Raw genomic sequence first — 23485 nt, forward strand, 5'->3', positions numbered from 1 at the left:
GCGCTACGAGGTGAAGGCGCGTCTCAGGGCTGCTGCGAGCCGCTGCCTCCGTAGCCCTGGTCCTGCAACTGTTGCCAGCGCGCCTTGGCCTGATGTTCGCGCTGGAGGTTGGCGTCCACCTGGCGCTGCTGATCCGCCGCCTTTCGCCGGGCGTCGGCGACGGCGCTGGAGAAGTCCCCTGGGGACAACTCTTTCGCCCGGACGTCCGCGTTGGCGTTGACGGCTTCGTACTTCGCCTGTTCGAGCTGGGCGTCGGCCACGTCCAGCTCCCGCTGGCGCATGACCTCCAGCGACTTCAACGTCGTCACCGCGTCGTCGCGCCAAGCCGTCTCCGCCTCGGCCAGGGTGAGGGCGTGCTGGGTCGTGCAGGCGGCATTCTGGGCCCGCTCGATGGCCGCGACGTCACCCGTTGCCTGCGCGGCCTCGAGCGCTGCCTCAGCTGCTTCGTGGCGGGACTTCGTGGCGTCCTCGTTGCGTTGGGCGACTTCTCGCTCCGCCTCGGCGTCCTGTCTGGCCACCTGGGTGCGGGGGATCTGCTCCCGGGCATGGTCCTCCGTGAGCTGCGCCTCGCGCACGTTTCCCAGCTCGCCGGGTGGGACGCGCGCCACCCATTGCTTGTCCACCTTCGCGCTGGAGCGATGGGAGGCACAGCCTCCCAACAGCATCACGGCCGTGCCGGCCATCCCCAGGTACATGCGACGCCTGCCTGGCTGCGCCATGCCTTCCTCCCGGTCATAGGGTCCTGTCCGAAACTGTGCGCATCCGGGGGAGGGTGAAAGCAGCGGCGCACCGCTCGGCGCGCCACACGCCCCCGCTCAAAGGGCAGGGGCTGCGCGCGCACGCTGGACGCCGCGCTAGCGGGGGGCGAACAGGGCCTCGAAGAGCGTGCGCGGGTCCAGCCCGGGTGGCAGTCCGGAGACGCCGCCGTCGTTCACCTCGACCACCGCCCAGCCTCCGTCCTGGAGCATGGCCACGTCCAGGGTGATGAAGGGCGAGTCGATGCGCCGGGCCAGGGGCTCGAAGCCGGTGAAGTCCGGCACGTCGACGTCGAACTCGTGGTACGGCTCGGCGGCGAGGAGCCGGCCGCCTCCGAAGAAGAGCCGGAACTCGAGGTGGGCCGGGCCCGCGGGTGTCCGGCCGTACGTCTTGAAGGGGAGGAACTTCCGGACGACGAGGCCCCGCTCGAAGCGGTCTCCGCGCTCGTCGACCAGGTTGGCGCAAATCTGTTCGAAGCGCGCCTGCGTCGTGCCCTCGGGGATGAAGCAGGCTTCATCCCAACGCTCCTTGGCAGACTTCACGTGGTCCTTCACCAGCCAGGGCTGCGGGCCGAGCGCCTGGGCCGCGTGCCAGGCTTCCGCCGCGTCCATGCCCTCCGTCCAGACGCTGCGGGCGGTGTAGCGGGAGAGCCGGGGGTACCAGTTGGGCAGGTAGAGCGCCGCCGCGTATTGCTCGGGCGTGGTCGTCAGCCGGTGCCCCAGGGCGGACACGGCTTCGTCCAGCCCCGTGTACTCCTCCTCCGTCAACATCCAGCCGCGGTAGAGGAGCCGGAGCCTGCCGCGCTCCGGAAGGGTGGAGAGCGCCTGTTCGGCATTGCCGGAGAGCAGGGCGCCCAGGTCTGCCTGGTAGGTGTCGACCCCGAGCGCTTCGGCCGCGTCGGCCTCCACGTCGAAGGGGTCGTCCTGGGTGGGATTCCGGCCGAAGAGGATGGCGTGCGCGTGAGACGGACGTCGGGAGCCTGGCATCCAGAAGCCTCGCATCAAGGGTGGCGGTGTGTGGGGGGCACCTCCGACGCGTGCGCGCGCCAACCCTGACACGGCCCCGCGCGGATTTCGCGGGGGCCGGAAGCGGGGCGCTCAGTCGCCCAGCGCGTCGTACCGGACCAGCCGGAAGCGGGCGCCCTGCGCGTCCCGGATGCGGGCCGCCAGCTTCTCGTGCAGCTCCGGCGTCCAGGCGCTCCACCGCTGGAAGAAGGCCGCGGTGGCGGCCTTGTCGCCGCCGTGCTGGAGCGCGAGCACCTTCTCCAGCAGCGAGGTCACGACCGCCGGGTACTTGTCGTACTGAATGCTCAGGCGCGCCGTCTGCGGGTCCGCCTGGAGCAGGCCGTGCTCCAGGAACCAGTTGAACTGCACCAACTGCATGCGCTGGTAGGGCTGGTCCTCGCGCGGACGCACGTTCTGGAGCGTGCGGCGGATGCCGGAGGCCTGCACCGCGCGCAGCCCGGCGGCGTCGAGCGCGCCCTTCTTGTGGAAGTCATGCAGCGAGAAGAGGCTCACCAGGTCCGCCTTCATCTCCTCCACGGCGCCCGCGTAGTCCTCCAGCGCGTCGTCCAGCGTGCGCCCCTTCTGGTCTCGGTCCGGCCCCAGGTAGTGGCCCACCTCGTGCCAGAGGGTGCGCTGGAAGTTGCCTTCGGAGACCAGCTCCCGGGCGTGGGCGTCCACCACCGCGGCGCGCCAGATGCGCTCGTCGGACGCGAAGAGGTCAGGGTTTCGCATGATGTTCTCCCGCAGGAGGATGGTGCGGCCATAGCGGCGCGCCGCGAGCGCGTCGTTGGGGAGGATGCTCGCGGTGTTGGTGCCGCGCGACTGGCCGAAGTCGGCGATGACGTCGTAGACGCCCACGGGGATGTCCTCGCGCACGCGCTTCTTCGCGGCGTAGGGCAGCGCGTCCTCCACCGCCTGGAGCCCGCCCAGGCGCTTGCGCAGTTCCTGCGTGGCCGCCTCGTTGCTCAGCAGCACCGACAGGCTGTGGAACGCCTTCACGCCGAAGAGCGCGTCGTCATACGTCTCATACGCGCCCAACTGCACGTTGAGCTTCTGGAAGCGGCCCGTCACCCAGGCCGCGTCGCCGCTCTCGTAGTCGTTGGTGAGCAGGTCGCGCGCGCGGTAGCGCAGGTAGCGCGCCAGCTCCACGTCGCTGGCCTCCAGCCGCTGCGCCGCGCGCATCACCAGCCCGTAGGCCTTCACCAGCTCCGGCCCATAGGCCACGGCATAGGGCACCGCGTAGAGCGCCTTGGCGTCGGGCCGCTTCGCCTTCGCTTGCAGGGCCTGGCGCAGGCCCGGATGCAGCGTGTCCAGCACCGGGTGCGTCTGGAGGACCTTCACGTCCTGGCGCAGGTTGGCGGCCGTGGCGCGGCGAACCACCGTCTTCTCGCTCAGCAGGGACTGGCGCTCGCCGGGGTTCGCGGCCAGGAAGGCGTCCACCTCCGCCCGCGTGACGTCCACCGGGTACACGTTGCGCGCGGACACCTGCGCGTCCACCGGGAGGAACGCCTCCCGCGCGTTGCTCAGGGTGCTGGCGATGGGGCCCTGGTACAGGCGGTACAGCGTGAGCAGGTCCTGCGTGCGCTTGGGGCTGCCCAGCTTCTTGTCCAGCGCCTCCAGCTTCGCGTGAGCCGGGAGCGCCTGGTGGTGGCGTGAGGACTCGTAGAGCCCCTGGAAGATGGCGCCCACCTCCAGCAGGTCCTTCACCGCCGCCTGCTCGTCGAGCGTGAGGCGGGAGAGGTCCGGCGACAGGCGGACCTCCTGCGTCTTGGCGAGGACTTCGGCCACCTTCTCCTCTGGCCAGTAGCCCGAAGGCAGGGTGGGGGAAGGACGGCCGGGGGCGGCAGCTTGTGCCGACAGCGCCAGGAGAGCGGCGGCGCCCAGAGACAGCGCGTGGGGGATTCGCATGGCGCGCAAGACTGCCACGGAGGTGGGCGTATTCCCCACGGCTTCGGTTGGATTGCGTCACGCATGGGTGACGTCCTGTGCGCCGGGCAAGTCTTGCGCTACATGGTGCGCATGAAACTCAAACTTCCCTTGTTTCTTTCGCTATCCACGGTTCTCCCGGCATTGATCAGCTGTGGAGCCCCGACGTCCACGGACACCGCGCACGAGGCCGTCGTGCTCGGAACGCAGGCCCAGGCGCTGGCCACCGGTACGCCCGCCGCGGAGGGTGTGCTGTCCTTCCTCAACGACTACTCCATCTCCTACACCGTGCTGGACCTGGAGGTGCCGCTGGACTCCCAGGCGGCGCAGGCGCTGATTGACTTCCGCGAGGGGCCGGATGGCGTGCTTCACACGGGGGATGACCGCCGCTTCGTGAGCATCGAGCAGGTGGACGCGGTGCCGTACGTGGGCCCCGCTGCGCTCGCGGCGCTGGAGGCGTACGCCAAGGGCACGGGCCGCGTGGAGCTGCCGGTCGACGGACACGTGGGGACCTTCCACGGCGTGGCCTTCAACGTGGCGGAGGCCCGCCGCGCCATCCTCGCCGCGAACACGGAGAGCGCGTCGAACCTGGAGACTGTCTTCGGCATCCCCGCGGCGGCGGTGCAGAGCCTGGTCGCGGCGCGTCCCATCCTCCACATGGTGCAGTTGTCGCGGCTGGCGAACGTGGACGCCGTCACGATGGGACAGCTCAAGGTCCACACGCAGCTCGCGGCGGAAGGTGACCCGTGCACGGGTCCGACCCTGTGTCAGCCCGGGCTCGTCTGTGAGGGCCGCCCGGGTGACGGCTCCAGCCCTTATGGCCGCTGCGTCGACGCCTCGTACTTCCCCGGCTACGGCGAGGTGTGCTCCCGCTTCGTCGCGTGCCAGACCCCGAAGTCGGTCTGCATCGGTCTGGCGTCGGGCTCGGTGGAGGGCTACTGCGCCCCGGCGTGGATGGGCAGCTCCTTCACCGAGTACTCGGACCTGCGGCTCCAGTCGACGAACCCGCTGGTGACGGCGCCGCTCGTCGCGGTGGGGTTGGCCACGGTGCCCATGGACATCAACGTGGAGCTGGACATCGTCCACACCGCGCCGCACCGGCTGGTGCTGACGCTGGAGGACCCGGGTGGTGAGACGGCCCTGCTGTGGGACGGTCCGAACGAGGGCACGCCGCCCTCGCGCATCGTCGTGACGCGGGGCATCCCGCGCGACGGCGCCGTCAATGGTCGCTGGAAGCTGCACATCGCCAACCCGTCCGGGGTGGGCAGCGGCACGCTGCGCTCGTGGACGCTGAAGCTCACCAGCCGCTACGACTGACCTGGCGGGTTCGCGGTGGGCCTCCGCGTTTCTTCAGGGGCCCACCGCGCGCCTCACGGCGACTCCGCGGGCCGGGTGACGTGCACCGGTGGCGTCCGCTGGGCCCAGGGCCGCGCCTGCTCGAGCTGGCCCGCCAGTTGGAACAGCGTGGCCTCGGCGGCATACCGGCCGGCGAACTGGACGCCGATGGGCAGCCCCTCCGCGCTCCAGTGCAGCGGCACGGACATGGCGGGCTGCCCGGTGACGTTGAAGAGCGCGGTAAAGGGGCAGTGGCCGAACGCGTGGTCGTACCACTCGCGGGCCGTCCGGGGTGCGTTGGCGTCCAGCAGGCCCAGCGGGAAGGGCGGCGCCGCCACCGTGGGCGACAGCAGTACGTCATACTGCTGGAAGAAGGCGCCCACCTGACGTGACACGAGGTTGAACACCCCGAGCGCCCGTTGCAGGTCCGTGGCCTTCAGCTCGCGGCCGTGGCGCACCGCCGCCCAGGTGGTGGCCTCCAGCAGCTCCGGTCCCGGGTCGCGGCCGGAGAACTGGCCCAGCATGCCCACCAGGGACGCCATGGTCGCCGACCAGACGGTGCAGACGGCCTCGTGCAGCAGTTGGCCGTCGTGCTCGGGCGCGGCCTCGACGACGTCATGGCCCAGCTCCGTACACAGGCGCGCCGCCGCTCGAGCGGCCTCCACACATTCGGCGCTCGCCGGTGAGCCCATGGGGGCTTCCGTCATCAGCGCGATGCGCAGCCGGCCCGGCGCGCGGCCCACTTCCTCCAGGTATGGGCGCTGCGGCGGCGGGGCGAAGTACGGGTCGCCCACCTCCGGCCCCTGGGTGGCGTCCAGCATCGCCGCGCTGTCGCGCACGCTGCGGGACAGCACGTGCTCGATGCCCATGCCGAAGATGAAGTCACCCGCGTCCGGCCCCAATGAGTTGCGGCCACGCGTGGGCTTCAGCCCGAAGACGCCGCAAAGCGCCGCGGGGATGCGCAGCGAGCCCCCACCATCGTTGCCGTGGGCCACCGGGACGATGCCCGCCGCCACCGCCGCCGCCGAGCCGCCGCTGGAGCCGCCCGGGCTGCGCTTCACGTCCCACGGATTGCGCGTGGGGCCGTGCAGCACCGGCTCCGTGGTGGCGTTGTTGCCGAACTCCGGTGCGTTCGTCCGGCCCAGCAGCACCAGGCCCGCGCGCCGGTACCGCGCCATCAACGCGCTGTCATGGGGGAACACCGTCCCCTGGGCCATCCGGCTGCCCATGTCGGTGGGCACACCCGCGGCGTGCAGGCCAATGTCCTTGATGAGGAAGGGAACGCCTCGGAAGGGGCCCTCGGGAATGCCTTGCTTCAGCGCCTCGCTGGCGTCGCCCTCTCGCGTGTCGATGACGGCGTTCAGTGCCGGGTTGACGGCGTGGATGGCCTCCACCGCCACCCGGAGCAGCTCTTCGGGCGTGACTTCCTTCCGACGTACCAGCTCCGCCAATCCCACTGCGTCAAAGCGGCTGTAGTCATGCAGGTTCATGAATCCCTCACTGGCGCCGGCGGACGTGCGGCGGATCGGTCGCGGTAGGCAGGATATTCTTGATTGCCGGGTCGCGCTCCAGGCACCTCAGCCCGTCGCCACGGCGCGCTCCTCCCGTTGGGCATTCACCAGGGCCGCGTAGGTGCCCTGGCGCTCCAGCAGCTCCTGGTGCCGGCCGACCTCCACCACCTGGCCGGCCTCCATGACGAGGATGGTGTCGGCGTTGCGCACCGTGCTGAGCCGGTGGGCAATGACGACGCGCGTGCACTTCAGGGACGCCAGCGCCTGCTGCACGTGCGCCTCGGTGGTGGCGTCCAGGGCGCTGGTGGCTTCATCGAGCAGGAGGATGGCGGGCCTGCGCACCAGGGCGCGCGCCAGGGCCAGTCTCTGCCGCTGGCCACCGGACATGGAGAGGCCCCGGTCCGTCAGCGGCGTGTCGTACTGCATGGGCATGGCCATGATGTCGTCGTGGATGTGGGCCAGCTTCGCGGCCTCCACGACACGGTCCATGTCCAGCTCCGGGTCGCTCAGGGTGATGTTCTCCCGCAGCGACGCGTTGAAGAACGAGGCATCCTGCAACACCACGCCCAGTTGGCTGCGCACCGCGCGCAGGTCCAGTTCGCCCAGCTCCGCGCCGTCGTACCGGACGTGTCCGGAGGTGGGCAGGTAGAGCCCCAGCAGCAGGTGCGCCAGGGTGCTCTTGCCCGCGCCCGAACGGCCGACGAGCGCCACCATCTGCCCCGGCTCCACGCTGACCGACACGCCTTGCACCACCCAGGCGGAGTGGGGGTTGTAGCGGAAGCGCACGTCCTCCAGGGTGATGGCGCCGCGCAGCGTGGGCGCGCGGCCCCGGTGCGCCGCGTCGCGTTCGGGGGGCGTGTCCAGCACGTCGTTGATGCGCTCCAGGTAGGTGCTCAGGAACTGGAGCTGCCCGCCGGTGCCCAGCAGGTTGGACAGGGGCACCAGCAGCGCGGTGGCCAGCGCGTTGATGCTCAGCATCTGTCCCAGGGACATCGCGCCGTCCAGCACGCGCCACGCGCCCACGCACAGCAACACCAGTGGGGACACGCGGCGCAGCGTGCCCGTCAGCGCGTCCAGCCACGCGGAGAGGCGGCCTCGCTCCAACTCCACGTTGAGCAGGTCCACGTAGAGGTTGGAGTAGCTGCCCACCATGCGGTCCTCCACGCCAAAGGCCTTGAGCGTCTGCATGCCGGACAGCATGGCCATCAGGTAGCTCTGGCTGCGCACGCCCATGTCCAGGCTGCGCGACAGGTGGCTGCGTTGTCTGGCCCGGGGCAGCGCGAACACCAGCACCTGCAACAGGCCCAGCCCCACCACCAGCAGCCCCAGCGACGCATCCGCCACCAGCAGCAGGCCCAGGTAGAGGAGCACCAGCGCACCGTCGAGCGCGCTGGACAGCAGGCCCGTGGAGAGCAGTTCGCGGATGGCCTGCTGCGAGCCCAGCCGCGTCAGCAGGTCGCCCGCGGGCCGGAGCTGGAAGAACGGGTAGGCCAGGCTCACCAGGTGGTCCAGCAGCCCCTGCGTCATCTGCGAGTCCAGCCGCGTGCGCAGCTCCACCAGGAGCTGGCCTCGCACCACCGACGTGAGCAGCTCGAAGAGCAACACGCCCGCGAGCGCCGCGGACAGCACCCCCATCAGCGAGTAGTCCTGCCGGGGCACCACGCGGTCCACCACCATGCCGGTGAGCAGCGGCACCGCCAGCGTCAGCACCTGGAGCACGGCGGACAGCGCGAGCACCTTCACCAGCGTGCCGGCCTGCCGCTTCACCAGGGGCACCAGGTAGCGGTAGGGCCCGCGCCGCGTGTGGCCCGGCTGGAAGTTCTCGGACGGCTCCAGCAGCAGCGCCACGCCGGTGAAGCACTGGCTGAACTGCTCCATGGAGACGCGGCGGCGGCCCTGGTCGGGGTCCACCACCTCGACCCAGCCGCGGCCCAGGCGCTCGAAGACGACGTAGTGCGTGAAGCGCCAGTGGAGGATGGTGGCCGGAGGAAGGAAGGGCAGCCGGTCCAGGTCCACGGAGATGGCGCGCACGCGCAGGCCCAGCTTCTGGGCCGCGGCCTTCAGCGCCTTCGCGCTGGCGCCGTCACGTCCGGGGCCTGTCACCTCGCGCACCGCGTCCAGGCCCATGTGGCGGCCGTGGTAGGCCAGCACCATGGCCAGACAGGCGGCGCCACAGTCCGTCATCGTCATCTGCCGCACTTCGGGCACGCGCTTGCGCAGGCCGAGCCTCCACCGGCGCTGGGGCTGCTGCGGCGCCTCGGCCGTCATGGCGGCACGTTTCCTTCCGGGGCAATGAGCGCCGGCCACGCCAGGACACCCATCGCCAGCGCGAGGCCGAAGACGAACAGGAGCGCGAACGTCCACCGCGTCCACTGTCCGCCGATGCGCAGCAGGTCACCTTCGTCCTGCACGACGCGCTGGTAGTGCGCCAGGGCTTCCTTGCGGAAGATGGAGGGGCGGCCGTCGGTGGGTGGCTGCATCGCGGGGGGACGTTAGCGCATGGGGTGGGGGACTGGCCCGGGACTGAACCAGTCCCCCTGGGCCTTCGCTACATGCACACGTAGGGCGGGCACGGCGTGCAGTAGTAGCTGCCGAACTGCTCGCAGCTGTCCGCACCCGAGATGCTCTCCAGGACCTCGTCGCTCAATTCCAGCTCGGCGGCGGGGTTGGCGGGCAGGGCCGCGCGCTCCTCCGACGACAGGCTGTTGAAGTACTCGGGGTCACGCCACGCACGGAGGATGTGTTCCTTCTTGCTCATGACAGCTCCTGGACAGGAAAGGGGGGACGAATCAGAGACAGTGACGCGGCGGGCACGGCGTGCACTGGGCGCTGGACTGGCCGGGCAGGCAGAAGTCGCCGCCGGTGATGACCTCCAGAAGGTCGTCCCCCAACTCCAGCTCGGCGGCGGGGTTGGCGGGCAGGGCCGCGCGCTCCTCCGACGACAGGCTGTTGAAGTACTCGGGGTCACGCCACGCGCGGAGGATGTGGTCCTTCTTCTGGCTCATGACAGCTCCTGGTTGCGGCTGGAGGGACGGCCATCCGGGGTGCCCAGCCCTTCACCTCGGACGATTCGTGGAGGCGCGACCGTCAGCAGCGAGGGCAACCGCTCCGGCATGGCCAGCCGCGCCAGTCCGTAGGCGATGCCCGCCAGGCCCACCATCATGCCCGGCGTCTCCGTGCTGCCTTGCAGGCCGAAGAGGTAGCCGTGCTCGGAGATGCCGCGCAGGATGCCGCCCGCCACCGCATTCGTGCGCTCCTGGAGCTTCGAGTCCCCGAGCGTGGCCGCCGCTTCCAACAGGAAGTCCGCGTTGCCCAGGTCTCCGTGGCACAGACCGTGGTTGCGGCCGAACCCCCTCGCCAGGGTGGAGTCCAGCGCGATGGCAATCTCCTCGCGCACCTCTGCGTCGTCCACGAAGGGCAGCCCAGACAGTCGCGCCAGGCCGATGCCGGGGGCGCCGGTGCACCATGCCCAGAGGAAGTGTTCCGTCCCCTCTGCCGCCGCCGCCAGTTCCTTCGCGCCCGCGCGCAGGTCGGGCCAGTTGCGCTCCTCGGGCGTGTAGAGCCCACGCTCGTACTCCATGCCCGCCACCGCGGCGTCACGCAGGCGCGTATCGCCCGTCCGCGCGAACAGCCGAAGCAGCGCCAGGCTGATGCCGGCGGCTCCGTGCGCCATGCCCGCGAGGTAACGGTTTCCGGCGGCTTCGCAGAGCCAGGCCGCGCCTCGGGCCTGGGGCGTGGACGTCTCCAGCAGCCGCTGGCCGCAGGCGTCCACCGTGGCCCACAACGTGTCTGACGGGCGGTGCTCACCGAGCACCAGCAGCGCCAGGAGGCAGCCCGCGGCGCCCGCGCCCACGTCCAGCACCGTGTCCTTCTCCACCAGGGGCCGCAGCCGGCGTACGTAACCCGCGGCCTCGTCCAGGAGCGCATCGTCCTTCCACAGCACGCCCAGGTGCGTCAGCGCGTAGAGGATGCCGCCCCAGCCATTGAGGATGCCCAGCCCCACCACGCTGGCGGGCTCCTCCGCCAGGAGGCGCGCCTGGGTGCGCAGCGTGGCCCGCGCCAGCCGCGTGAAGCGCGCGTCTTGCGTGACGTCCGCCAGGTAGCCCAGCGCGAGCGCGATGCCCGCGCGCCCCTGGAACACGTCCGGCCCCGGAGAACCGAGCCGCCAGCCGCCGTCTCCCGCGTCCAGGCCAAGCCAATGCGCTTCGTCGCGGCGTTCGAAGGCCAATGGCAGCAGCCGTTCACCCGCGCGTCGTGCTTCCACGAGCAACGCGTCGCGGAGGCCGGGCTGGGTGTGCTCCCGGAAGGGATATGTCGGACGCGCCACCGTCTGCGAGCTCAGCAGCAGGACATCCAGCGAGCGCTCCAGCACCCAGCGCTGCCGCGTCTGGTCCTCTGGCGACAGGCCCACCAGCCGGCGGCGCACGCGCGCCATGCCCGTCTCCTGGAAGAAGTCCGGCAGGCGCTGGCCCGAGCCCGCCTCCAGGTCCTTCGAGTCGGCGCGCGCGGTGAAGTACGGCAGGTCTCCCCGCTCCAACTGCTCCGTTTCCAGAGGCACGAGCGCCGCGAAGTCCGGGGCAGGCACCACGGCGCGCCACAGGTGGTCGAAGAAGCGTTGGCGCTCGAGCCCATCCGTCAGCGCGTGCGGGTGGTAGCTCTCGAAGAGGAGCGCGCCGTACACCGCCGTGTTGCGGAAGAGGACGCGCATGGGCACGTGCGCGAAGGCGGCCAGCGGCCCGTCCTCGGCGAGCAGCGCCTCGCGGTGCTCCAACAGCAGGCCGTACATGCGGGTGAAGCCGTCGGCCAGCGCGTCGCGGTAGTCCAGCACGGGCGCGGTTTCGCCCTCCAGGCGGGGCAGGTTGTTGGACCCGGGCATCTCCACCGGCCGCCGCTCGAAGCGCATCCGGTCCGTTCCTCGCTCCGTCGTCATCAAGTAGGCCTGCGGCGTGAGCTGACCTGCCCGAGCGCCCAGCCCGCTCAGGTCCACCCCGGCCTTCTTTCGCGTGCCCCAGAACTGCTGCGGCAGCAGTCCGCTGCGGAGCACCGACACCGGCGGCGCCTCCACCGCGTGCTCGGAGTCTCGAAGCGTGCGCGTGCCCGACAGCGGGTGGAAGAGCGTCTCCACGTCCACCAGCACCGGGTGCTCACCGGCGGCGATGAGGTTCTCGAAGTGCAGGTCCGTGCCGTCCAGCGCGTGCATCAGCGCGACGTAGGCGCCCTGGCGTTCGTAGAAGCGCCGGACCTCCTCTGCCGACGCGCACGGCGCGGGGTCCACGTACTCCATCCACCCGTATTCGCCTCGGTCCAGCGCCTCCGCGCCCTTCATCATGGGCGTGGCGCCGCGCGCGTTGAGCCACGTGAGGAGCTGCTGGAGCCCGGCCTCTGCTCCCAGTGAGCGCGGCTTGTAGACAATCCGCAGCCCGGACTCGAAGCGGAGGATGAAGACGCCTTGGCCGCCCCGGTGCGGGTCGGAGAAGCCGCCGCGTGCCTCCACCAGCGCGCCGGGGGACTGGCCCGCGTTGAACCGCTGCCAGAGCAGGGGCGCGTCCCGCGTCAACCGCTTCATCAGCCCCAGGCAGTTGGACTCCCACTCCCCGATGCGCAGGACGACGCAGCGGGCCAGCACCGGGTAGCGCTCCAGGATGTCCAGGGCGACCTGCGGCTGGCGCAGCCGTCTCGTGAAGTCCTGGAAGCGCGCTTCCGGGGTGTCTCCCGCGAGCAGTCCCTCCAACTGGGCGGCATGGAGCTCCACCACCATGGCACGGCCCAGCACTGGTGCCAGCACCTGGGGCAGGTGGCCCAGCATCGTGGAGACGACGACGCTCGGCTCCAGGTCGAGCCCAGGCGCGGCGTGCTTCATGGGCTTCAGCGCGGCGGTGAGCTGCGTCACGGCGCGCGACACCAGCGGATCCACCAGCGGCAGGAAGGCCGAGCGGTCCGGGCCCTCCGTGCGCTCGGGCCAGGGGACGGGCGCGTGCGAGGGCTCCGCGTAGGTGTGCTCCAACACCTGCACCCAGCGCGGGACTTCAGCAGGCGGGGTCCAAGGCGCCTCGGTGGGTACCTCCAGCAGCGTGAGCAGCTCCGCCTCGGTCAGCCCCGACGATTGCAGTCTGCGCTGCCACCAGTCCGCCTGTCCGAAGGGCTCCTGCTGACGCCATGCATCCAATCGCTTGCGCGCCGCGCCGGATGTGTCTTGTTGCGTCGTATTGGCTTTGAGAGTGAATTCGACCCGCTCGGTGAGTGGGGTGGCCCGTGCCCAGCGTGCGAACCGGGACGGAGTGTTGGCTCCCGGCATCGCCTTGTCCTGCCTCTGCGTGATTTCCACGCGTCCTCTCGTTTCCTGGGCAAAACCCGGTGAGCTGGCTTCGTTGGAGTAGCAGGGAGATGACTGTGATACAGGTAAGTCATTTCATCTTTGCCTGTCAATGCTGGGCGCCCGTGTTCGCTTGGCATGCAATCCAAGCGGGACGGTGGGAGTGATTTGTACGACGCGCTCATCATCGGCAGCGGCGCGGGCGGTGGGCCGCTGCCGTTGAAGTTTTCCCAAGCAGGGCTTCACGTTCTGGCCAACAGCTTCCGGAGCGCGGACCCCATCGTCCGCCGCGTCCAGGCGGGGGATTTCGCCTGAGCCGGGGCAGGGGGAGGCCGCCTGCCACGCGACGGTGCGCGCTCATGGCCGTTGCGCGATGCATTCTCGGGGCGTAGGGAAGCAACGCCCCATGTCCGCCACCGCCCAACTGCTCGAAACCGTCCGGAAGGAAGCCAAGCCGGGAATCTGGTCCAACGGCGTGAACCTCGCCCGCTCCGGAGCCGTGGTGCTCCAGTCCCAGAAAGGGGGCGAGCTGGAGCTGAGGGTCCGCGCCAAGGGGCGCCCGGTCGCCCTCACGGTCGTCCTGTACCCGAACGACGACGCCTGGGAGTGCGACTGCCCCAGTCAGGTGGACCCCTGCGAGCACGTGGTGGCGGCGGCCATCTCCATCCAGCAGGCGGAGAAGCAGGACACGCCCATGGAGACGGCGGCCACCCGCTGGGCCCGCGTCGTCTACCACTTCACCCGCGTGGACGGCGGCCTGGAGCTGCGCCGCTCCATCGTCCAGGTGGACGGCGCGGAGACGCCGCTGGAGGGCAGCCTGACGTCGTTGATGGCCCGGCCCGCGGAGGCCGCGAAGCTCCAGGTGGAGAACGCGGACCTGCTGGCCGACCGCATCCTGGAGCAGCGGCGCACACGTGGCACCCTGGCGCCGGAGACGCTGGAGGCGGTGCTCAAGGTGCTGGAGTCGGCGCGCAACGTGTTGCTCGACGGGCGCCCGGTGGCGGTGTCCGACGAGCAGGTGCTGCCACGCGCGGTGGTGGAGGACCGCAGCGGCCAGATTGTGGTGACGGTGAGCAAGGACCCGCGCGTCCAGGAGGTGGTCAGTCCCGGGGTGGCGCTCGCGAGCGATACGCTGGTCCGCCTGGGCGAGACGACCATGTCCGGCCCCTGGCTGCAGAACCTGCCCATCGTCCGCACGTACTCGGCGGACCACCTGGGTGACTTGACCTCCAAAATCATGCCCGAGCTGGGCCGCCGCCTGCCGGTGGAGGTCCGCAGCAAGCGGCTGCCGCGCCTGGACCGGGAGCTGAAGCCGCGCATCCTGCTGGAGCTGAACCAGCTCGACGCCGGCCTGTCCGTGCTGCCCACGCTCGTCTACGGCGCGCCGCCGGTGGTGCGCATCGACAATGGGCGCATGGTGTACCTGCGCGGCGCGGTGCCGCTGCGCGACGAGGCCGCCGAGCAGCGCCTCATCCACCAACTGCGCGACGAGCTGAACCTGGTGCCCGGCCGCCGGCTGACGGTGCAGGGCTCGGAGATGGTGCGCTGGGCGGACAAGCTGCGGCGTTGGCGCGGCGACCTCGCCGGTGACGCGGCGGGGCTGGTGAGCCCCGACGTCAAGCTGCGCCCGTCGCTCCACCTGGAGTCCAGCGTCACGGGGCAGGGCGTCCCCGACGTGCGCTTCCAGCTCTCCTTCCAGGTGGAGGGGGCCAAGGGCGAGGTCAAGGCCGTGGACGCCGCCGCCGTCATCCGGGCGTGGACGGAGGGGCTGGGGCTGGTGCCTCTGGACGGTGGTGGCTGGGCGCCGCTGCCCCGGGCCTGGCTGGACAAGCACGGTCAGCGCGTGGCAGACCTGCTCAACGCGCGGCAGGAGGATGGGAAGGTCTCCAACCACGCGCTGCCGGAGCTCACCGCGCTGTGCGAGACGCTGGAGCAGCCGCCTCCGCCGGGCCTGGACCGGCTGGCGCCGCTCGTCTCCGGCTTCGAGAAGCTGCCCCCGCCCGAGCTGCCCGCGGAGCTCAACGCCACGCTGCGCCAGTACCAGCTCCAGGGCGTCAGCTGGCTGGGCTTCCTGCGCGGCGCGGGGCTGGGCGGCATCCTGGCGGACGACATGGGTCTGGGTAAGACGCTCCAGACGATTTGCGCCCTGGGGCCCGGGTCGCTCGTGGTGTGCCCCACCAGCGTGCTGCCCAACTGGGCCGCGGAGCTGAAGCGCTTCCGCCCGTCGCTCAAGGTGTGCGTGTACCACGGGCCCGGCCGCGCGCTGGAGCCGTCCGCCGACGTGACGCTCACCACCTACGCCATCATGCGCCTGGACGCGGCGGTGCTCGGCGCGAAGACGTGGGACTCGCTGGTGCTGGACGAGGCGCAGGCCATCAAGAATCCGGACAGCCAGGTGGCGCGCGCGGCCTTCGGGCTCAAGGCGAACTTCCGGCTCGCGCTCAGCGGCACGCCGCTGGAGAACCGGCTGGAGGAGCTGTGGAGCCTGATGCACTTCACCAACCCGGGTCTGCTCGGGGGGCGCAAGCACTTCGAGGACAAGATTTCGCGGCCCATCTCCGAGGGCCGGCAGGACGCGGCCGAGGGGCTGCGGCGCCGCATCCGCCCCTTCGTGCTCCGGCGTCTGAAGCGGGATGTCGCGCCCGAGCTGCCGCCGCGCATCGAGTCCGTCATGCACGTGCAGATGGATGAGCGTGAGCGCTCCGTCTACGACGCGGTGATGGCGGCCACGCGGAAGGAAGTGGTGGCGCTGCTGAACGAGGGCGGCAGCGTGCTCAAGGCGCTGGAGGCCCTGCTGCGGCTGCGTCAGGCCGCGTGTCACCCCGCGCTCGTTCCGGGCCAGCGGGCCAACACGTCATCCAAGGTGGAGACGCTGGTGGACGCGCTGGAGACGGCCGTCTCGGAAGGCCACAAGGCGCTCGTCTTCTCGCAGTGGACGTCGCTGCTGGACCTCATCGAGCCGCGCCTGAAGGCGGCGGGCATCGGCTTCGGCCGGCTGGACGGCACCACGGCCAACCGCGGCGAAGTCACCGAGCGCTTCCAGTCCCAGGAGGGCGAGCCGGTGCTGCTCATGTCCCTCAAGGCGGGCGGTACGGGCCTCAACCTCACGGCGGCGGACCACGTCTTTCTGGTGGACCCGTGGTGGAACCCGGCGGCGGAGGCGCAGGCCGCGGACCGCGCCCACCGCATTGGCCAGGAGCGCACGGTGATGGTGTACCGGCTCGTGTCCCAGGGCACCGTGGAGGAGCGCATCCTGGGGCTCCAGGGGAAGAAGCGGGCCATCTTCGAGGCGGCCTTGAGCGAAGCCGCCGCCGCGACGGCCATCACCCGGGAAGACCTGCTCGAACTCTTCTCATGACGCGCGCAGTCCTTCTTTTCGCAGTGGGGTTCCTCACGATGCTTCCCGAATCCGCCGACGCCCGGCCCCAGGCCGCCGCCACGCTGCACGCGCTCATCCAGCAGGAATGGCAGTACCAGTTGGAGCACAGCCCGACGTACGCGTCGGTGCAGGGCGACCGGCGCTGGAACGGCCGCTGGGATGACCTGAGCCTCGAGGCCATCGCGGCGGACCACCAGCACAACCTCCAGGTGCTCGCGAAGCTGAAGACGGTGGACCGCAAGGCGCTCTCCGCCGCGGACCAGCTCAACTACGACCTGTTCCGCCGCGACTACGAGACGTGGGTGGAGGAGCACCGCTTCAAGACGTACCTGATGCCGGTGAACCACATGGGCGGCATCCCGGAGGGCATCAAACAGCCGCCGGGCGTGCAGACGGCCTACCAGCTCGCGGACAACCTGCGCTTCGAGACGGTGAAGGACTACGAGGACTGGGTGGCCAGGCTCCAGGGCTTCGGGACCTACGTGGACCAGGTGCTGGCGCTGCTGCGCGAGGGACTGCGTGAGAAGCGCATCCACCCCCAGGTCGTCCTCCAGCGGATTCCGCCGCAGGTGGCGAAGCAGCTCGTGGCGGACCCGGCGGACAGCGGCTTCTTCGCGCCGTTCCGCCGCTTCCCCAAGGGCATTGCCTCCGCGGAGCAGCAACGCCTGTCCGCGGCGGGCCGCGCGGCGATTGCGCAGGGCGTGCTCCCCGCGCTGAAGCGCTTCCACCAGTTCCTCACCGAGGAGTATGTCCCGAAGGGCACGGAGGCGGTGGGCATCTGGCAGTTGCCCGACGGCGCGGAGCTGTATGCCTTCCTCGCGCGCAAGTTCACCACCACCGGCCTGGGCGCGGAGGAGATTCACGCGCTCGGCTTGGCTGAGGTCCAGCGCCTGCGCGCGGAGATGGAGGCGGTGAAGGCCCAGACGGGCTTCAAGGGCACGCTGGCGGAGTTCTTCCGCTTCCTGCGGACGGATGCGCGCTTCTATGCGCGGGACGGGGACGAACTGCTGATGCGCTACCGGGCCTTGTCCAAGCGCATCGACCCGTCGCTGGTGCGGCTGTTCAAGACGCTGCCCCGGCAGCCCTATGGCGTGGAGCCGACGCCGGAGGCCATGGCGCCGGACGCGACCACCGGCTTCTATTACCCAGGGGCGTCGGATGGCTCGCGGCCGGGCACGTACCTGGTGAACCTGTACCGGCCAGAGACGCGCCCCCTGTGGGAGATGGTGCCGCTCACGCTGCATGAAGCCGTGCCCGGTCACCATCTGCAGACAGCCCTGGCCGCCGAGCAGCCCGGCCTGCCCGAGTTCCGCCGCTACGGCTACTACGTGGCCTATGGCGAAGGCTGGGCGCTCTACTGTGAGACGCTGGGCGACGAGCTGGGCCTGTACACCAGCCCGTATGACAAGTTCGGCCAGTTGGCCTACGACATGTGGCGCGCGGTGCGGCTCGTCGTCGACACCGGCATGCACGTGAAGAAGTGGACGCGGCAGCAGGCGCTCGACTTCTTCATGGAGAACTCGCCGCGCCAGGAGCTGGACACCACCAACGAGATTGACCGCTACATCGCCTGGCCGGGGCAGGCGCTGGCGTACAAGGTAGGGCAGCTCAAGATTCGCGAGATGCGCACGCGCGCGGAGCAGGCCCTGGGCCCGGGCTTCGACGTGCGCGAGTTCCACGACGTCGTGCTGCTCGACGGCTCCCTGCCGCTGGACATCCTCGAGGCGCGGGTGCAGGCGTGGGTCCAGGCGCGGCAGCGTGGGGCCGCCGCGCCCACGCCTCAGCGCGCGGACTGAGGCGCGCGCGGCGTCACGGCGCGGGGGGCGCCAGCCGGCCGTACTTCTTCATCACCTGGATGAGCCGGTCCTGGGGCAGGCCGTAGACGCGGCTGCTCTCCGCGCCCGTCATCGTGTCGGAGGCCAGCATCGAGTTGAGGATGGCCTCCTGCGTGGCCTGGATGGTGGCCTCGAAGAGCGGCGTCATTCGCTCGTTGTCGAGCGTCGAGACACCGGCCACGTCCGTGCCGGTGGGGGGCTTCAGCCGCTGCGTGGAGAAGGCCACGAAGATGTCGCCGGAGGAGTTGCCCCCCAGGCCTCCCATCTTCCCGATGCCCAGCGGCACGCGCTTCGCCAGCCGCTCCAGTTGATGCGGCAGCAGCGGTGCGTCCGTCGCCACCACCACGATGATGGAGCCGGCGCCCTCGGGCGTGCGGGGCTGGGTGTCGCCGCGCGACGCCGAGCAGGCTGGCAAGTCCTTGAACATGCCGGGGCTCGGCTTCTTGGGCCCGGTGTAGCAGGGGCGCAGGTCGTTGATCTCCTCGCCCACGGGCACGCCCTCCACGGTGAAGAGGTGCCGCGCGCCGTAGTTGCACTGCAACAGCACGCCCACGGTGTAGCCGCCCTCCGACTCGGGCAGCTTGCGTGACGCCGTGCCGATGCCGGCCTTGAAGCTGTGGCACACCATCCCCGTGCCGCCGCCCACCGAGCCCTCCGCGACGGGACCACTCTTGGCGCTGTCGAGCGCGCGGTGGGCGTGCGTGGCCTTCACGTGGAAGCCGTAGATGTCATTCAGCAGGCCATCCCACGTCTCCGCGACGACGGGCAGCCCCAGCTCCCACTCCAATCCGCGCTTCATCGCCCAGGAGATGACGGAGTCGCGCACGGTGCCCACGTCATTGGTGTTGGTGAGCATCACGGGGCCGGCGAGCTGGCCGGATTCGGTGAGCCAGTGGGAGCCCGTCATCTCGCCATTGCCGTTGAGGGCGTAGATGGCGGCGAAGACGTCCTCGGACACACCGTCCTTGCCGCGAGGCAGCACGGCGGTGACGCCGGTGCGCACCGCGCCCTTGCCGCGCGGGCCGCGGGTGTCACCCGAAATCAGCGTCGTGTGGCCCACCTCCACGCCGGACACGTCGGTGATGGCGTTGTTCGGGCCGGATTGGCCGCCGAAGGTGATGCCCAGGTCGCGGGCGCGGGGCCTCGCCTGGGTGGACTGCGCTTCCGCTGGAAGGGACCACAGCAACAGACAGCACACGACGCCCAGGCGCAAAGGGAGACGGAACGGGTTCATGGCGTGACGTCATATCGCGACCGCGTCAGGCCCCCAACTGGTGGTCCCGTCTGGCCATGTCCGTAATCTCCCTGCCAGTATCTCCCTGAGTCCCCTCACCGTCGGGCTGCACATGGCCGAACACGAAGACCTTGATGCGTTGTGGCGCAAGGCGCGGCCGGATGACCTCGCCTCGCTGCGGCGGCTGGATACCGCGCTGGTTCGTTCCGGCTACCAGGTGGAAGGAAAGACGGTGCGCGAGTGGATTGCCGCGCTCGCCGGAGACCGCATCCGCTGGTTCGACGGCAGGGATGCACATGACCGCGTGTGCCAGGCAGGGCTCGCGGCGGTGCCCGCGCTCATAGAGGCCCTGGTGCGAGCGGACCAGGAGGCTTCCTGGCAAGCCACGCGCAACATGCTCGGGCAGTGCGTCGCGGCGCTGGGCACCATCGACCCGCTCCCCACCTGTGCGATTCCGGCGCTCCTCGACGTGCTCCGTCAGCCCGTGGCGCGGGTCCGGCGAATGGCGTTGGCGGTGCTGACGCGCATGCGCCCACGCGCCACCCCCATGGCCCTGCGCGCCGTCCTGCCGTGTCTCAAGGAGCGGGGCGACACGCCGACGCGGCAGCACGCGGCGCAGGTGCTGGCGGCGATGCAGGACCCGTTGCCGGACGAGGTTCGCGTCGCCGCGCTATCGCTGCTCGGAGATGCCCACCGCGCGGTGCGCCGGGAGGGGCTCCATGTCCTCGCTCGCTTTCCGCGCGACGAAGAGGTCCTCACCGCGCTGGAGGAGCAGGCCATTGTGGACGATGAGAATCGGAATGAGGCCCTGCGCGTGCTGTCGCTGCTGGCGCCGTCACGAGCGATTCCAAGACTGCTCGAAGTGGCGAGTAGCGCGAGATCGCGCCGGCAAGAAGACGGGCCGCCTCCGCCTTCCTGGCGGGGCCCGCTCGGTGAGACCCGACGGCTCGAAGATGGGAAGCGAGCCCTCTTGTTCATCGCCCGGCTGGGCGTCCGGGGCGCGGAGGCGCTGGCGCCGCTCGACGCGCTCCGGTCCGTCGAGGTCCTGGCACCCTATGTGGACGCCGTCATGGACGACATCACGCGCGCGGTGCTGCGACAGCAAGCGCCGCCCTTGAGGACGGACCGTTTCCAGGAGCCGCTCTGCGCCGCGCTCTTGACGGACGTGGCGTGGCCCGTCGAGCGCACCGAGGAGCCGTCCCTGGCGCTTCGCCCGTGGCTTGAGTCCCTGGCCGCCTTCGGTACCGAGGTGGAGGTGCGCGTGGCGCTCGCCGCCGCGAGGCATGTGCTGTGGCTGTGGGAGTCCCAGGACCCGAACAACGACTGGTCACGCCGCGCGGTCATGGCCATGGACCGCTGGCTCTGCGAGCCCTCGGAGGAGCACGCGGCGCAGGTGGCCGAGGTGGGAAACTTCACCCCCAGCCAGTTTTGCGCGCCGGATGCCTTCTCCGCCGCCTGGTCGGTGAACTACGCCTGCGGGTGTGTCCCCCGGCCGTCCGCGCCCGTCGCACCGCGCCCGCCTGAAGTGGACCCCCTGGGCGCGTGCGTCCATGCCGCGTGCCGGGCGCTGAGCCGCCGGTCGGTCATCACCTTCGCGCTGGGCGCCAGCGAGGAGTCTCCAGAACCGCTCAGCCCGCATGCGTCGGCACGACAGGTCCACCGTGCCATCGTGGACGAGGTGCTGCCCTGGGCCTGTGGTGCCTGGGACCCCGTGAAGGACACGCCACGGCTGCGCAAGGCGCTGCGAGCGGACGGCTGGCGCATCCCCGGCGCGCCCTGACTTCACGCGTCCGGCTGTCCGCGGGTGTGCAATGGCCGTGAGACCGCCGGGCCGGGAAGTGTGTGCGCGCCTGACGCTGACGCGTGTGAATGCCCCCGAGCGCGCGTGCGGTCCACGGGGGCAGGTGACAACCCACTGGCCACAGGCCTGAGGTCCGGCCCCGTGAATCATGGGGCGTCCAGGGCGTGGGGGGCAGGGGGCGGAGTCCAGCGGTGGTGGGCCGCCCTGTTGTGGGGGACGTGTGTCCTGCTGGCGGGCGTCGTCCGCGCGGACGGGTGGCACGTGGAATACGACGCGCCGATCCCACTCTTCCTGGACCGCAGCTACATCCTCGACTCCCCCAACCGCATTCGCCGTCAGGGGGCGCCGAACTCCCCGGAGAAGCTCATCTTCGAGGCGCAGGTGGCGCCCAACCTCTTTCTGCCACAACTCCATCACGGAGACTTCACGCGGCCCGGTGGTGAGTATTTCCTGTCGCTCATCATCACCCCGGCGGTGCAGTTGCGCATCGTGGACACGCCGAGCGACCCCGCCATCCCGCCGTCCTTCATCGCGAAGGCGACGTTCCAGGTGGCGCACCTGCGACCGCTGGCGAAGCCTCGGGCAGAGGGCGCGGCGGTGCGGGGATTGGCGCTCGCGCTCAACGTCATCGTGGGGCACTACTCGAATGGGGAGTCCGGGTGCTTCTACAGCAACCAGACGCGCGGCGAATCCGGGTGCACGCCGTCGGAAGGGCAACTGCCGCTGAACGAGGTGTCCGGCAGCTTCACGACGAACCTCTTCCGCATGGAGTTCCACAGCCGGTTGGCTTTCGACGTGGAGCCGGACCTGCGCAACGCGTGGTTGGTGGGCGGGTTCGCCGCCTTCGAGCTGAACACCTCCATGGGCCCTGGCCGCATCACCCGCGCCCAGCGTTTCGTCTACGGTGACGGACACTGGGCGGCCGGCGTCATGGGCCAGCGCACATGGAGCAACCACCGTTTCCCGTTGGAAGTGTCCGTGTCGCAGCCCTTCGGGGAGACGCCCTCGCAGCGGGCCACGTGGAAGGCTGAGTTCGGCGTCTACCCCCGGTGGGGCGCGGGCTTCGGCGTCTTCGCGCGGTACGTGAAGGGACAGGACTACTACAACATCCTGTTCCTGGAGCCCGTGGCGCTGTGGCAGTTCGGGCTCGCCTTTGAACTCAACCCCGGCGCGCGACTGCGGGCGGCCGAGGAAGGTCGGCCGCCCGGGTTTCCTTGAGCCGCGTCAGGGCAGGCGCGCGTCGAGCCACGTCAAGTGCGCGTCGACCGTCTCCGCCACCGCCTGCGCCTGGTCCGACGCGCTGGGGTCCGTGTAGGGATTGCCAATCTCCTTGTGCTGCCACTTCACCCAGGTCTGCTTGTACCAGCCCCAGTCGAGGTTCGTGCCCGTCGAAGGCGGGGTGCTGCCCGCGTAGCCGGAGAAGGCGCGGATGCCCGTGGCGGGAGCGACCTCCTGGCCTCCCACCACGTGGAAGATGTGGAGCCTGTCGCGGCGGGGGAACTGGGCCGTCAGGTTCGTGGCCCACGCGCCATAGAAGGTACCCCAGGGCCGCACGGGGTTGTTGATCTTGCTGTCGAAGGTCCCCAGCTCACCCTGGCTGTTGCGGCACACGCCGTCGAATGACGACACGTAGATGTCGATGCCGTCGAGCGCCGTGTTCGCGCGGAGCGCTTGCGCCATGCGCATCATCAAGCATCCACCGCGAGAGCTGCCCGCCAGGTAGATGGCACGAGTCTCCGGACGGACCTGCGCCTGGAGCCAGTTCGAGAAGCCATTCACGATGCGCTGCTTCGTGTCGCTGTCGAACAGATGGTCGAAGTTGGCGTCGTTGACGACGGACAGGTACGTCTTCCCGCTGGGAAACAAACCCAGGGCGCGCAGCTTCATGGCCAGCGAACGGCCGTCCAGGCTCACGTTGGGACAGGAGACGCTGTCACAGGACGCATCCCAGTTGGAGGCCTGTCCGGTGACGCCGCTGGAGTGGCCGCTGCTCGAAATCTTCTGGCCCGCGGACATGAGGACCAGGGCCTCGCGCGTGGCAGGCGCGTCTACCTCCGCGATGCGGATGTTGTGGAGCGCGATGTCAAAAGCGCCCGCCGCGCGGAAGTGCTCGAACCCCGCCGCCGCTTGATAGGCCCCCGAGCCGTTTCTGAAGACGACACGGCGGGACACCACCGTCTGGCTGCTGCCGCTGGGATACGTCAGCGCCTGGGCCTGGACGTCCTGCGCGCCTTCGGGTTCGAGCGCGGACGGGGCCGGCTCCATGGGGCCCCCGCAGCCCGCGAGGGCGCCTGTGAGCAGCAGGGCCAGGTTCAGCCTGGAGAAGACACGACGAGCGACGCGTTCGGTGCGGACCATGGTGTGCTCCGAGGGCGGAGGGAGGTGCATCGG

17 protein-coding genes are annotated in these 23485 nt (G+C 70.5%); 6 read left to right on the plus strand and 11 right to left on the minus strand.

All coding sequences use genetic code 11. The features are described from left to right. Positions 1-23: 23 nt before the first annotated feature. The 3 genes from FMQ63_RS20520 to FMQ63_RS37500 form a co-directional block, all read right to left on the minus strand. Entirely contained in the window at positions 24-719 is a 696-nt protein-coding gene (locus FMQ63_RS20520) for a hypothetical protein (protein ID WP_011552909.1), read from the minus strand. 135 nt (positions 720-854) lie between these two features. Further along, the gene (locus FMQ63_RS20525) at positions 855-1742 is read right to left on the minus strand and encodes an ATP-grasp domain-containing protein (RefSeq protein ID WP_225909943.1); all 888 of its coding nucleotides are present in this window, start codon (positions 1740-1742) and stop codon (positions 855-857) included. 111 nt (positions 1743-1853) lie between these two features. Further along, a complete protein-coding gene (locus FMQ63_RS37500; protein WP_171452294.1) occupies positions 1854-3668 on the minus strand; it encodes an NUDIX hydrolase in 1815 nt (604 codons plus the stop codon). 213 nt (positions 3669-3881) lie between these two features. Between FMQ63_RS37500 and FMQ63_RS20535 the strand changes: the two genes are divergently transcribed. Further along, a complete protein-coding gene (locus FMQ63_RS20535; RefSeq protein ID WP_225909944.1) occupies positions 3882-5003 on the plus strand; it encodes a proprotein convertase P-domain-containing protein in 1122 nt (373 codons plus the stop codon). A 53-nt stretch (positions 5004-5056) separates the two neighbouring features. Here the strand turns inward: FMQ63_RS20535 and FMQ63_RS20540 are convergent, their stop codons facing one another. From FMQ63_RS20540 to FMQ63_RS20565, 6 genes are all read right to left on the minus strand, one after another. Then, positions 5057-6511, minus strand: coding sequence for an amidase (locus FMQ63_RS20540; protein ID WP_011552913.1), 1455 nt, complete (start codon positions 6509-6511; stop codon positions 5057-5059). Positions 6512-6598: 87 nt separating this feature from the next. Further along, positions 6599-8800, minus strand: a complete 2202-nt coding sequence (locus FMQ63_RS20545; RefSeq protein WP_011552914.1) for a peptidase domain-containing ABC transporter — start codon at positions 8798-8800, stop codon at positions 6599-6601. Further along, positions 8797-9012, minus strand: a complete 216-nt coding sequence (locus tag FMQ63_RS20550; protein ID WP_011552915.1) for a hypothetical protein — start codon at positions 9010-9012, stop codon at positions 8797-8799. Before FMQ63_RS20550 ends, FMQ63_RS20545 begins: the two co-directional genes overlap by 4 nt. 68 nt (positions 9013-9080) lie before the next feature. Beyond that, complete coding sequence (locus tag FMQ63_RS20555; RefSeq protein ID WP_011552916.1) at positions 9081-9290, minus strand: mersacidin/lichenicidin family type 2 lantibiotic; 210 nt, start codon at positions 9288-9290, stop codon at positions 9081-9083. Between the two features lie 31 nt (positions 9291-9321). Beyond that, complete coding sequence (locus FMQ63_RS20560) at positions 9322-9537, minus strand: mersacidin/lichenicidin family type 2 lantibiotic (protein WP_011552917.1); 216 nt, start codon at positions 9535-9537, stop codon at positions 9322-9324. Next, positions 9534-12857 carry a type 2 lanthipeptide synthetase LanM family protein gene (locus tag FMQ63_RS20565; RefSeq protein WP_011552918.1) on the minus strand — a complete coding sequence of 1108 codons (3324 nt, stop codon included), beginning with the start codon at positions 12855-12857 and terminating at the stop codon, positions 9534-9536. Before FMQ63_RS20565 ends, FMQ63_RS20560 begins: the two co-directional genes overlap by 4 nt. Before the next feature lie 126 nt (positions 12858-12983). Here FMQ63_RS20565 and FMQ63_RS20570 point away from each other — a divergent pair, with 126 nt between their 5' ends. From FMQ63_RS20570 to FMQ63_RS20580, 3 genes are all read left to right on the plus strand, one after another. Next, on the plus strand, positions 12984-13160 hold the full coding sequence (locus tag FMQ63_RS20570; protein WP_153881073.1) for a hypothetical protein: 177 nt from the start codon (positions 12984-12986) through the stop codon (positions 13158-13160). A gap of 91 nt (positions 13161-13251) precedes the next feature. Beyond that, positions 13252-16203, plus strand: coding sequence for a DEAD/DEAH box helicase (locus FMQ63_RS20575; protein ID WP_141276690.1), 2952 nt, complete (start codon positions 13252-13254; stop codon positions 16201-16203). Continuing rightward, positions 16200-18020 carry a DUF885 family protein gene (locus FMQ63_RS20580; protein WP_011552921.1) on the plus strand — a complete coding sequence of 607 codons (1821 nt, stop codon included), beginning with the start codon at positions 16200-16202 and terminating at the stop codon, positions 18018-18020. Before FMQ63_RS20575 ends, FMQ63_RS20580 begins: the two co-directional genes overlap by 4 nt. A gap of 13 nt (positions 18021-18033) precedes the next feature. Here the strand turns inward: FMQ63_RS20580 and FMQ63_RS20585 are convergent, their stop codons facing one another. Beyond that, a complete protein-coding gene (locus FMQ63_RS20585; protein WP_011552922.1) occupies positions 18034-19293 on the minus strand; it encodes a P1 family peptidase in 1260 nt (419 codons plus the stop codon). Positions 19294-19405: 112 nt separating this feature from the next. On the opposite strand from FMQ63_RS20585, the gene FMQ63_RS20590 reads away from it, so the two are divergent. Both FMQ63_RS20590 and FMQ63_RS20595 read left to right on the plus strand, forming a co-directional pair. Beyond that, a complete protein-coding gene (locus FMQ63_RS20590; RefSeq protein ID WP_020478808.1) occupies positions 19406-21073 on the plus strand; it encodes a HEAT repeat domain-containing protein in 1668 nt (555 codons plus the stop codon). A gap of 228 nt (positions 21074-21301) precedes the next feature. After that, positions 21302-22312, plus strand: a complete 1011-nt coding sequence (locus FMQ63_RS20595) for a hypothetical protein (RefSeq protein ID WP_225909945.1) — start codon at positions 21302-21304, stop codon at positions 22310-22312. Positions 22313-22318: 6 nt separating this feature from the next. Here the strand turns inward: FMQ63_RS20595 and FMQ63_RS20600 are convergent, their stop codons facing one another. Then, positions 22319-23452, minus strand: a complete 1134-nt coding sequence (locus tag FMQ63_RS20600; protein ID WP_225909946.1) for a hypothetical protein — start codon at positions 23450-23452, stop codon at positions 22319-22321. Positions 23453-23485 lie beyond the last annotated feature (33 nt).

The organism is Myxococcus sp. CA005, from assembly GCF_006518205.1.
Classification (GTDB): domain Bacteria; phylum Myxococcota; class Myxococcia; order Myxococcales; family Myxococcaceae; genus Myxococcus; species Myxococcus xanthus.